The following is an 11,408-nucleotide window of genomic DNA, read 5'->3' as shown; positions in this document are numbered from 1 at the left end:
GAGGAAATCATGGAGGTGGCACGCATTGCCGGCGCCGAAGAGTTCATCGAGCGCCTTCCGCGCGGTTTCGACACGATGCTGGAGGAAAACGCCTCGAACCTGTCGGGCGGGCAGAAACAGCGTCTGGCAATTGCCCGGGCACTCATCACCGATCCGAAACTGCTGATCCTGGACGAGGCCACCAGCGCGCTCGACCCGGACAGCGAAACGATCATTCGCCAAAACCTCAGCCAGATCGCGGCCGGGCGAACGGTGGTTATCGTTTCTCACCGCCTCTCCACGCTTGTGGATGCGGACGCCATTCTCGTCGTCGAACGCGGCAAGATCGCCGATATCGGCAGGCATGATCAACTGGTCACACGCTGCATGACATACCGTCACCTGTGGTCCCAGCAGATGAGGCAGGTAGCATGAACGCGCGCGCTGAAAAACCAAGAGAGAACCTTCCAGTTCCAGCACCCGCCCCGGTCACTCAACCGGCGCTCAGGCGCTCGCTGCCAGCCGCGATCGCAGAGTTCCAATCCGATGCCGTGGAGCTGGAGGAACGCGCGCCGCCAAGAGTCGCTCGCATGACGCTTTACGGCATCACCGCGCTGATTGCCGCGGCAATCGTCTGGGCGTCCGTTTCGTCGATCGACGAGGTCGTCGTTGCGCCCGGTAAACTGATCACGACGCAGCCGACCATCGTCGTACAGCCTCTCGAAACGTCCATCATCCGAACGATCAATGTCGCAGCCGGCGAGATCGTTAAGAAAGGTCAGGTGCTCGCGACGCTCGATGCGACATTCAGCCAATCTGACGTCGATCAGCAACGGGCAAAGTTCGCGGCTCTCGACGCCCAGGTGAAACGCCTCGAAGCCGAGCTTGCCGGTACCGACTACACCCAGACGGCCGGCGGATCCCGCGACGAACTGCTTCAGATGCAGCTTTTCGGGCAGCGCCGCGCTTATTACATGGCGCAGCTGCAGAACTACGACCAGCAGATTGCGGCACAGGCCGCGACGATCACTTCAAGCCGGAACCAGGAGACGGTCCTTGCCAATCGGCGTGATACCTTGTCACAGATCGAGGGTGCCCGCGAACGGCTTTACAATCGCGAAAGCGGATCTTTGATAACACTGCTTGGATCGCGCGACGCTCGCCTGGATGTCGAGACCAGTCTTAGCGCTGTCCAGGGCCGGGCAGATGAGGCAGAGCATACCTTCGCCAAGCTGAAGGCGGATAGACAGGCGTTCATCGAAGACTTCCGACGCGCCGCCATGGAGCAACTGGTCGATCTGCGCAGCCAGCGCGACACCGCCGCTCAGGAACTGAAGAAGATGGAGCTTCGGCGTGACATGGTTGCACTGACGGCACCTGCGGATGCAGTCGTGCTTGATCTTGCCGCACGCTCGGTTGGCTCCGTGGTTCGAGAGGCCGAGCCCATTGTGACGCTGGTTCCGCTCAATGTACCGCTGGAAGCCGAGGTTTCGGTCAACACCCGCGACATCGGCCGCATTACCAATGGCAAGGAAGCGCGCATCAAGTTTGACGCCTATCCGTTCCAAAAGTTCGGCACTGCATCCGGGACGGTCAGAACGGTGAGCCGCGACGCCTTCACCCCATCGCAGCAGGAGGCCGCAACCCAGACGGCGGCCCCTTATTTCAAGGCACTCATACCGCTCGCTGACCCAAGGCTAAAGGGCTCGGACGAGCCCGTGCGTCTGCTGCCCGGTATGACGGTTTCAGCCGAGATTATGGTGGGGCATCGTACCGTCATCTCCTACTTCCTCTATCCCATCTTGAGAGGACTCGACACCGCAATCCGCGAGCCCTGAAAACGCCAGATGGCCGCTGGCGCCGCAAATGCTTGACGGGGCCGCTTTATCGCCTCCCCAGCAGTGGGGATGCAGCGGTCCCGACAATATGATAGGTCGCACTGCCACCATCGAGAGGGACAGTGCAGCTATTACCGGGTGGCAGTTTGTTGATGTGACCGGCTCGGCCTTCGAAGATACGATGCTGACGCTCAAGCGCGCCGATCTCGCGCGACTCAACAATCGCCTGGCAGTCGGCCTTGCCAGGTCAACGCCCCCGACAATCCCGGCCCTGATATTCCGCTTCTCACCGAAATCGCAAGCGTCGCCGAGCTGTCCTGGGACATGCCGGACAGTGTTAAGCAGCCTTGGTTGGGTGGCACGATTCAAAAGCGCGCCCTACGACGGCTATGTCGAGAACGACGGGCACATTCGCTATCGCGTCAACTTCTGAGCGGCGGAAAACTTTCATAGAACCCGGCGTGGCTGCCTTCCCAGTTTTCCATTCCCGGCTTCGTGAGGATGCCGCGCGGCCGGACATAGCTCTGGATGATACGGCGGGGTCGCTCATGCCACTGGATGTTGAAGGCCCAGAGTTTCGAGAAGAAGCAGAGTGCGGTATAGGGCAGATGGTCGTGGATCCACCAGGCAAGCCGCTGCCAATCCTCCTCGTTGCGGTAGTTGTCGATCATCCACGGAACGACGACGCAGGCTGTCGCTCCCATGCAGCCATCGAAATCGCGAAGATCCCAGAGGTGATCGGCCGCGGTCGCGGGATTTGACGAGCAGTTGAGATTGTTGCGGTTGCCGAACTGGTTGACCTCGGGCGAGCGATAGCCGGAGCGGATGTGCAGCCGGCCGAAGGTTGCCTGCAGCGGCTCCAGCAGGTCCTCGCAGAGCCGTTTTCCCGCCTCGATCGCCAAATCGGGATTCTCCGGAATGTTCGGAATGCGGTAGAAATCGGCGATTTCGGAATGCAGGAAATCGCGGAGGAAGAAATTCTTCGAAAGCCGCGCACGCCCGAGATCCTCCAGGCCCTTCATCGATCCAGGTTTCTTCACGAAAAGCTCCCGTTGTTTGACCGCCGCAGTCTGCCGGCCCTGACGATCGGCGCAACCCGAAAAACGGCCGGAACAATTAGCGTCCTCTTAGCTTCTTCTCCCGTCCGCGCTTCGCGGTACTCCACACAGTAAGGGAAGAGACAATGGCCAAGGAAAAGACCCTCGACGATCTATTCTACGATACGCTCAAGGACATCTATTTTGCCGAACGGCAGATTCTTCGCGCCCTGCCGAAAATGGCGCGGGCGGCCCGATCGCAACAGCTGAAAGCCGGCTTCGAAAAGCATCGCGAGCAGACGGAAGGCCATGTGGAACGCCTGCAGCAGGTCTTTGAAATCGTTGGGAAGCGCGCCCAGGGGAAGACCTGCGAAGCGATCCAGGGCATTATTGCCGAGGGCGAAGAGATCATCGACGAATTCAAGGGCTCGCCGGCTATCGATGCTGGTCTCATCTCAGCAGCGCAGGCGGTCGAACACTACGAGATCGCCCGCTACGGCACCCTGAAGACCTGGGCACAGACGCTCGGCAAGAAGGACGTCGTCGCCCTGCTCGACGCGACGCTCAAGGAAGAGGCCGCGACGGACAAGACCCTGTCACAGCTGGCGATGACAGCCGCCAACCAGAAGGCCGCGGCCTGATTGTCGGTCCCGCGGGAGCAACAATAGCTGCACAGGTTCCTTCCCGGCGCGATCGACAACCGGGGGAAGGTCCGCGAGACCAGATCGCCGGCGAGCATTCCCTGGCCGGCGGAGCTTGCGATCCAGCCAAAAGGTTAAGGCGCTGTCGCATCGGGCGACCTTGCCGCACCCATTCGCTGCACTATGCTATTGGGCATCTTTCTGGCGAGGTGAGGCATGTCGGACCAGCAGGCAATCGAAGCAGTCGTTCATCTCTATGTCGAAGGCATGACCTTCGCCAACGAAGCGGCATTGCGGAAGGCCTTTCATCCGCAATGTGCCATCATCGGCCACTACGAAAATGCCGTCGAATGGCTGAACCGGGACGAGTTCATTGCCGCCATCGTCGCCGAGGGCTCGGCGCCGCCGACCACACAGCCGCATATGGACATCCAGATGCTCGACATCATCGGCGATGCGGCAAGCGTCAAGGTCAGCGACGATTTCGCCGGCATGCGGTTCACCGACTATCTCTCGATGCTGAAGATCGATGGCCGCTGGACGATCGTCAACAAGCTCTACTATCTCCACACATAGAAAAGCCGGCGAGACGATCGCCGGCTTTTTTGCATTAACAGATCGGATGCGCCTCAGGCTCTGAGGACGCCGCCGGTGAACTTCGTCACGCTGGCGACGATCTTCTCAGTCAGCGCTTCGAAATCCTCGTCGGTCAGCGTGCGCTCGACCGGCTGGATCTGCACCTCGATCGCCACCGACTTCTTACCTTCACCGAGCGACGGGCCTTCGAAGATGTCGAAGACGTTGACACCGGTGACGAGCTTGCGGTCTGCACCGGTCGCGGCCTTGATGATCGCGCCTGCCTCCACCGACTTGTCGACGACGAAGGCGAAATCGCGCTTGACGGCCTGGAAGGGTGAAAGCTCGAGCGCCGGCTTGGTGCGGGTCGCCTTCTTCTTCGGCTCAGGCATGGCGTCGATATAGACTTCAAAGCCTGAGAGCGCGCCTGACACGTCAAGCGCTTCCAGCGTCGAGGGATGGAACTCGCCGAAATAGCCAAGAATAACCTTCGGACCCATCTTGATCGTGCCGGAGCGGCCGGGGTGGTACCACTCGGGTCCGCCCTGCTCGATCTGGATATTGCCCATCGGCAGGCCGCAGGCTTCGATCACGGCCAGCGCATCGGCCTTGGCGTCGAAGACGTCGACCGGCTTGCCGCCACCCTTGGCAGCGTTCAGCCACATGCGGCCGGCGCCGGCAAGCGAGGCGGTGCCGCGACGGACACCGCCGGCAACGCGGCGCTGGCCCTCGGGGCGATCGTTCTCATAGGTGCCGGACACTTCGAAGATCGCGACGTCGCCGTAGCCCTTGTCGGCATTGCGCTGGGCAGCCGTGAGCAGGCCGGGCAACAGCGACGGACGCATGTCGGACATGTCAGCGGCGATCGGGTTGGCAAGCTTCAGTGCCGGCGAGCCGCCGCCGAAGAGCTTTGCCTGATCTTCCGAAATGAAGGACCAGTTGACGGCTTCCAGCATGCCGCGCGAGGCAAGCGCGCGCTTGGCGGTGCGGGTGCGGATCTGCAGCGTCGTCAGGATCCTGCCGTTGACGGCCGCGTGGCTTTCCAGCGGCGCGGGCTTTATGTTGTCGACGCCGTGGATGCGCATGACTTCTTCGACGAGGTCGGCCTTGCCGTCGACATCGGGGCGCCAGGACGGCACCGAGACCGAGACGCGCTCGCCGGAACCGGTGACCTTGAAGCCGAGGCGGGTCAGGATCTCGACACTCTCGTCCGTCGAAACCTCGAGCCCCGTCAGGCGCTTGACCTCGGAGAAGGGGAAATCGACGATCTTGGGGTCATAGCCCTTGTAGCCGACGACATCGGCCTTGGCCGCCGTACCGCCGCAGAGCTCGAGGACCAGTTCGGTGGTGCGCTCGATGCCCGGAACCATGTACTCAGGGTCGACGCCGCGCTCGAAGCGGTAGCGCGCATCGGTGATGATACCGAGGCCGCGGCCCGATTTCGCGATGTTCATCGGATCCCAGAGAGCACTCTCGATCAGGACATCCGTCGTGTTCTCGTCGCAGCCGGAATGCTCGCCGCCCATGATGCCGCCGATCGACTCGATGCCATCGGCGTCCGCGATCACGACGTTGTTGGGCCCAAGCTTGTACTCGCGCTGATCGAGCGCCAGCACCGTTTCGCCATCCTTGGCGCGGCGGACTGTCAGGTTGCCCTTGACCTTGGCGGCGTCGAAGACGTGCATCGGGCGACCCTGGTCGAAGGTCATGTAGTTGGTGATGTCGACGAGCGCGTTGATCGGGCGCAGGCCGATCGCCAGCAGGCGCTGCTGCATCCACTTCGGGCTCGGGCCGTTCTTGACACCGCGCACGAGGCGGAGCGCAAAGCCCGGGCAAAGCTTCTCGTCATCGAGGTCGAGCGTCACCTTGACCGGTGTCTCGCCTTCGACGGCGGAGGACGGCGCGGGCCGTGTCTTCAGCGTGCCGAGGCCGGAGGCGGCCAGGTCACGAGCGATACCGTAGATCGAGGTGCAATCCGGACGGTTCGGCGTCAGGTTGATCTCGATCATGGGATCGTCGAGGTGCGCATAGGCGGCGTAGCTCTGCCCGACAGGCGCATCCTCGGGGAGATCGATGATGCCATCGTGGCTGTCGGAAATCTGCAGCTCCTTTTCGGAGCACATCATGCCGTGGCTTTCGACGCCACGGATGTTGCCGACGGCAAGCGTCACGTCGATGCCGGGAACATAGGTGCCGGGAGCTGCAAAGGCGCCGATCAGGCCGGCGCGCGCATTCGGAGCGCCGCAGACGACCTGGACGGGCGCACCATTGCCGGTGTCGACCGAGAGAACCTTGAGGCGATCTGCCTGCGGATGCTTCTCGGCGGTCAGGATCTTGGCGATGACGAAGGGCTTGAACGCCGCCTTGTCATCGACGTCCTCGACCTCGAGCCCGATCTCGGTCAGGCGCTTGCAGATTTCATCGAGGGTCGCATCCGTTTCCAGATGATCCTTCAGCCAGGAAAGTGTGAACTTCATGATCTCTATCCTCCCTTACGCGCTCAGACCGCCGAACAGCGTCGGCATGTCGAGCGGGCGGAAGCCGTAATGGGTCATCCAGCGGACATCGGCGTTGAAGAAGTCGCGCAGGTCGGGCATGCCGTATTTCAGCATGGCGATGCGGTCGAGGCCCATGCCCCAGGCAAAGCCCTGGTACTCGTCGGGATCGAGACCGCCGGCGCGCAGCACGTTCGGATGCACCATGCCGCAGCCGAGGATTTCCATCCAGTCGGTGCCCTCGCCGAACTTGACGATCGGGCCGGAGCGGTCGCACTGGATGTCGACCTCGAAGGACGGCTCGGTGAACGGGAAGAACGACGGGCGGAAGCGCATCGTCACGCTGTCGACCTCGAAGAAGGTCTTGCAGAACTCTTCGAGCACCCAGCGGATATTGGCGACATTCGCCTTCTTGTCGACGACGAGGCCCTCGACCTGGTGGAACATCGGCGAGTGGGTCGCGTCACTGTCTTGGCGATAGGTCTTGCCGGGGATGATGATGCGGATCGGTGGCTTCTGCGCTTCCATGGTGCGCACCTGCACCGGCGACGTGTGCGTGCGCAGCACCTTGCGCTCACCGTTCTCATCCGGATTGAAGAAGAAGGTGTCGTGCATCTCGCGGGCCGGGTGGCCTTCGGGGAAGTTCAGCGCCGTGAAATTGTAATAGTCGGTCTCGACATCGGGACCTTCAGCGATCGAGAAGCCCATGTCGCCGAAGATCGCGGTGATCTCGTCGATGATCTGGCTGATCGGATGGATGCGGCCGCGCTCGGCCGGCGAAGAGCGGACCGGCAGGCTGACGTCGACAGTCTCCGCCTTCAGGCGGGCGTCGATCGCGGCCTTCTTCAGGTCCGCCTTGCGTTCCGTGATCGCGTCGGTGACGGCATTCTTCAGCGCATTGATCGCCGCACCGCGCGTCTGGCGCTCTTCCGGCGTCATCGAACCGAGCGTCTTCAGGAGCTCGGAGACCGAACCCTTCTTGCCGAGTGCTCCAACACGCACGGCTTCGATCGCCGGCTCGTCGGCAGCGGCTGCCACATCAGACAGAAGTTGCTTTTCCAGGGTTTCGAGTTCGGTCATCTTTTCCTGCCTCACAGGGCGTCAGTCTTGTCGATAATTCACGAAAACATGCATCGGATAGCTCAAGCGCCACGATGAAGCGTCGCAGATCACTACCCATGTGCACGCAGCCAATCAACCGGGCACACCACAAAAAGCCCGCGACGTCGAACGAGGAGCGGCCAAGCCGTCTCAATCGCCATCGCGCCAATGCAAAGAACCCGCGCAAGCCTGGCCAGCGCGGGTCCCAAATCATCGAAGCAAAGGTTCGAATAGCGCCGGCTTAGTTGACGGCTGCTTCAAACTCGTTCTTCGTACCGGCGTCCTTCAGGTACTCGAGAGCCTTCTTGGAGGCAGCAACGAGTGCACCGAATGCTTCCGGCTCATGGATAGCCATGTCGGAGAGAACCTTACGGTCGACTTCGATGCCAGCCTTGTTCAGGCCGTCGATGAAGCGGCCGTAGGTCAGGCCGAATTCGCGGACGGCAGCGTTGATACGCTGGATCCAGAGGGCGCGGAAGTTGCGCTTGTTGATCTTGCGGTCGCGATAAGCGTACTGCTTCGAACGATCGACAGCAGCCTTCGCAGCGCGGATGGTGTTCTTGCGACGGCCGTAAAAGCCCTTAGCGGCCTTCAGAACCTTCTTGTGCTTGGCGTGGGCGGTAACGCCTCTTTTTACACGTGCCATTTCATGATCTCCTTAATCTAAAGCGTTCGCGGAATAGTCTTAGAGACCGTTCGGCAGGTAGTTCTTCACGACCTTGCGGCCATCGGGTTCTGCGAGAACCATCGTGCCACGTGCATCGCGGATGAACTTGTTGGTACGCTTGATCATGCCATGGCGCTTGCCAGCAGCTGCAGCCTTGACCTTACCGGTCGCGGTGATCTTGAACCGCTTCTTGGCAGCAGACTTCGTCTTCATCTTGGGCATTTTGCTACTCCGTTTCTGATCCCCCTGCATGCTTCATCAAGGAAGCCTTCTCGCGATGCCCGGTTTACGGCCGTCGCAACAAGGTGCGGGAGCGTTTGTTGTTGATCTGCGGCTCCGGTGATGAACCGTTCCGCAAGCATTCGAAACCGCCACGGCATGCCCTGCCGGTCAGTTCGGACGCGCGCTTATAACCGCAGCGTCATAAAAGTGCAACGGGGCGGCGGATGAATCTTCTAGGCAATGGCGGGAGGCCGGGCGGCCATGGCCGGGAGCATCAGTTTCACCTGAAGGCCGCCCCACCGCGAGGCGGAAAGATCGAGCCTGCCGCCGTAAGCCTCCAGGATATCGCCCGAGATCGCCAGCCCCAACCCAGTTCCTGCCGTGCCTTCGTCGATCCGGACGCCGCGCTTCAACATCAAGTTATAGCTCTCCGGATCGGCTCCGGGCCCATCGTCGGAAACGCTGAGCACGACATCATCCTGTGAGCGCCCGGCGGAAAGATCGATGCGTGTTCTGGCAAAGCGCACGGCATTGTCGAGCACGTTGCCAAGCGCCTCGGCAATATCGGCGGGATCCGCCTGTACCGTGAGCGACGGATCGATATCGAGATGCCAGTCGATCCCCTTCTCTTCGGTGAAGGGTGTCAAGACGTTGACGAGCTTTCCGGAAATCCCGAGCAGCGATGTCGTTGCCATCTGCTCCACGCCCATCCGCGCCGCCTGCAATTGGCGGTCGGCGCGCTGCCGGACCAGCTCGATCTGCTGCAAGGCGGTGTCGCGTTGGCCCTCGGGCAGAGCTTCAACCAGGTGCGACAACACCGTTAGCGGCGTTTTCAAACCGTGGGCGAGGTCGCTCGCACGAGCACGGGCCCGTTCGATCGCCGTCTCGCGCTCGCTGAGCAGCAAGTTGATCTCGCGAACCAGCGGCTTGACCTCGCTCGGCCCCTCCGTGCCGATATGAGAGCTGCGCCCGGCCCTGATATCGGCGACGCGATCGCGAAGCCGCACCAGCGGGCGCAGGCCCACCCACCCCTGCAAAAATGCGGCCAGGAGAAGCATGCCGCCGGTCGAAAGCAGCATCAACCGCAACGGCCGGTGATAGCTTTCAAGCGCTGCTTCCATCTCCGGCTTGGAAAAAGCGGCGTAGACGGTGAAGTTCTTCTTTGCGTCGCCTTCGCCAAGCGCCATCGTCTTCATCGACACCAGCAGCGGCGAGCCATCCGGCCCGTCCGTTTCCCGGAACCCGCAATACATGTCCTTCGACAGGTCATCCGTGGTGATTTCCTCGTCCCACAGCGAGCGGGACCGCAGCGGCTCCTCGTTGCCATCGGGAGAGATTTGCCAGTATCGGCCGCCAGCCGGGATCTGGAAGCGCGAGTCGGCAGGCTCGTTCTTCAATTCAAGAGCGCCATTCTCCACGCTGAGCCGCGCTGCCAGCGAATCCATCACCGACGTCATTTCGTTGGAATACTGGTCGGCCAGATAGTCCGTGAACAGATGGCTGAGCACCGCCCAGACGAGCGTCAACGCCAGCGCGATCGCGACAAGCGCTCCGGCAGCCAGGCGAAAATGCAGCGAGTGGATCACCGAGGTCGCTCCGGAAGGACATAGCCAAAGCCGCGCCGGGTCTCGATGGCGTCGCTGTCCGTCTTCTTTCGCAGCCGCGCCACCATGGCCTCCACGGCATTCTTGGCGGAATCGTCGTCACGGCCCTGAACCTGGCTTGCCAGTTCGGTGGGGCTGAGCACTTCCCCGGGCTTTCCGATGAAAAGCGCGATCATCCGGTATTCCAGCGGGCTGAGGTCGAGCTCGCGCCCGTCGAACGTCACGCGTCTGGCGCTCTCATCAAGTGTGAAACGGTTGGCGGATTTGACGCGCACAGCAACAGCGCCGGTGCGGCGAAGAAGCGCCCGCAGGCGGGCCAACAGTTCCTCGGTACGAAACGGCTTCGGCAGATAGTCATCGGCACCCGCATCGAAGCCGTCGACACGCTCCATCCAGGAGCCGCGAGCCGTCAGAACGAGAACCGGCGTGTTGATGCCCGCGCCGCGCCAACGTTTCAGTATTGAGAGGCCATCCATGCCGGGCAATCCGAGGTCAAGGATGATGGCTGAGTAATCGCCGGTCTCGCCCTCTTCCCACACGGCAGGCCCGCTCGCGAATACTTCGACGCGATAGCCTTCCCGCCCCAGCTTTTCGACCACATGGCCGGAAATATTGGGATCATCCTCCGCCAACAGGATACGCATAGCCCCTAGCCCCCCAGCAATGCTCCGTTGCGGGCGTCAACGCGCAATGTCCTGATCGCGCCCGTCCCGTCGCGAACCTTCACTTGATACACATCGCTGAACATAGATCGACGGAGATTGACGTCGATAACCCGACCGTAGCGTTTTGCGTCGATGCGCTGCAGAACGGTCTTCAGCGGCAGGATCCGTCCCTCGCGAACGGCGTCGCGCGCGCGATCGGAATCGGTGTTCCGTCCGCCGCTGCCGCGGCCGCTGTTACCGCCGCCGCCTCCGCCGCCGCCGTGGTCATCACCGCCGTCATCATCCCCGTGATCGTCGTGGCCGCCACGACCGGAATTGGAACTCCCGCTGCCCGAGTTGGACCCCGAGGATCCGGACGAGCCGGAGCCCGACGAGCCACTGCCGCCGCTTGAACCGCTCCCACCGCCGCTGCCGCCGCCGCCATCGTCGCTGCCATCCTTGGCTTCGGCATGGGAAACGAACATCGGGCCGGCGGCGGCGAGCGCCACGGCCAGCATCAACATCGTCATGAAACTGCGACGGCTTGTGTTCATTGACCTTCCAAGTATTTCAAGCATCTGCAATCGCGGAACCTACACTGAAC

The 11,408-nt window shown here is 61.9% G+C and carries 13 protein-coding genes; 5 read left to right on the top strand and 8 right to left on the bottom strand.

Annotated features, from left to right (window positions below; all coding sequences use genetic code 11):
- The 3 genes from FHT97_RS15965 to FHT97_RS15955 form a co-directional block, all read left to right on the top strand.
- Positions 1 to 414, top strand: a 414-nt coding sequence (locus tag FHT97_RS15965) for an ATP-binding cassette domain-containing protein (protein WP_183863532.1), incomplete at its 5' end; no start/stop codon positions are given.
- Complete coding sequence (locus FHT97_RS15960; RefSeq protein ID WP_183863530.1) at positions 411 to 1,817, top strand: HlyD family type I secretion periplasmic adaptor subunit; 1,407 nt, start codon at positions 411 to 413, stop codon at positions 1,815 to 1,817. The genes FHT97_RS15965 and FHT97_RS15960, both read left to right, overlap by 4 nt.
- Before the next feature lie 88 nt (positions 1,818 to 1,905).
- Entirely contained in the window at positions 1,906 to 2,250 is a 345-nt protein-coding gene (locus FHT97_RS15955; RefSeq protein WP_183863528.1) for a hypothetical protein, read from the top strand.
- Here the strand turns inward: FHT97_RS15955 and FHT97_RS15950 are convergent.
- Positions 2,240 to 2,857, bottom strand: coding sequence for a hypothetical protein (locus FHT97_RS15950; RefSeq protein WP_259126377.1), 618 nt, complete (start codon positions 2,855 to 2,857; stop codon positions 2,240 to 2,242). The genes FHT97_RS15955 and FHT97_RS15950 overlap by 11 nt on opposite strands.
- Positions 2,858 to 3,000: 143 nt before the next feature.
- Between FHT97_RS15950 and FHT97_RS15945 the strand changes: the two genes are divergently transcribed.
- Positions 3,001 to 3,495 (top strand): ferritin-like domain-containing protein, encoded by a 495-nt coding sequence (locus FHT97_RS15945; protein WP_183863526.1) that lies wholly within the window; start codon positions 3,001 to 3,003, stop codon positions 3,493 to 3,495.
- Between the two features lie 216 nt (positions 3,496 to 3,711).
- Positions 3,712 to 4,071, top strand: a complete 360-nt coding sequence (locus tag FHT97_RS15940) for a nuclear transport factor 2 family protein (protein WP_183863524.1) — start codon at positions 3,712 to 3,714, stop codon at positions 4,069 to 4,071.
- A 53-nt stretch (positions 4,072 to 4,124) separates the two neighbouring features.
- On the opposite strand, the gene pheT is transcribed toward FHT97_RS15940, so the two are convergent.
- From pheT to FHT97_RS15905, 7 genes are all read right to left on the bottom strand, one after another.
- A complete protein-coding gene (gene pheT / locus FHT97_RS15935; RefSeq protein ID WP_183863521.1) occupies positions 4,125 to 6,548 on the bottom strand; it encodes a phenylalanine--tRNA ligase subunit beta in 2,424 nt (807 codons plus the stop codon).
- Positions 6,549 to 6,563: 15 nt separating this feature from the next.
- Positions 6,564 to 7,646, bottom strand: coding sequence for a phenylalanine--tRNA ligase subunit alpha (pheS, locus tag FHT97_RS15930; protein ID WP_016552375.1), 1,083 nt, complete (start codon positions 7,644 to 7,646; stop codon positions 6,564 to 6,566).
- A 262-nt stretch (positions 7,647 to 7,908) separates the two neighbouring features.
- Positions 7,909 to 8,313: a 50S ribosomal protein L20 gene (rplT, locus tag FHT97_RS15925; protein ID WP_007798644.1), complete on the bottom strand. Its 405-nt coding sequence runs from the start codon at positions 8,311 to 8,313 to the stop codon at positions 7,909 to 7,911.
- A 39-nt stretch (positions 8,314 to 8,352) separates the two neighbouring features.
- Positions 8,353 to 8,556 carry a 50S ribosomal protein L35 gene (rpmI, locus tag FHT97_RS15920; RefSeq protein ID WP_007529267.1) on the bottom strand — a complete coding sequence of 68 codons (204 nt, stop codon included), beginning with the start codon at positions 8,554 to 8,556 and terminating at the stop codon, positions 8,353 to 8,355.
- A 233-nt stretch (positions 8,557 to 8,789) separates the two neighbouring features.
- The gene (locus tag FHT97_RS15915; protein ID WP_183753460.1) at positions 8,790 to 10,142 is read right to left on the bottom strand and encodes a HAMP domain-containing sensor histidine kinase; all 1,353 of its coding nucleotides are present in this window, start codon (positions 10,140 to 10,142) and stop codon (positions 8,790 to 8,792) included.
- Positions 10,139 to 10,804, bottom strand: a complete 666-nt coding sequence (locus FHT97_RS15910) for a response regulator transcription factor (RefSeq protein ID WP_183863519.1) — start codon at positions 10,802 to 10,804, stop codon at positions 10,139 to 10,141. Before FHT97_RS15910 ends, FHT97_RS15915 begins: the two co-directional genes overlap by 4 nt.
- A 5-nt stretch (positions 10,805 to 10,809) precedes the next feature.
- Complete coding sequence (locus FHT97_RS15905) at positions 10,810 to 11,358, bottom strand: twin-arginine translocation signal domain-containing protein (RefSeq protein ID WP_183863517.1); 549 nt, start codon at positions 11,356 to 11,358, stop codon at positions 10,810 to 10,812.
- Positions 11,359 to 11,408 lie beyond the last annotated feature (50 nt).

Source organism: Rhizobium sp. BK399 (assembly GCF_014194695.1).
In the GTDB taxonomy this organism is placed as follows: Bacteria; Pseudomonadota; Alphaproteobacteria; order Rhizobiales; family Rhizobiaceae; genus Rhizobium.
This window is presented reverse-complemented; position numbering and strand designations above follow the sequence as displayed.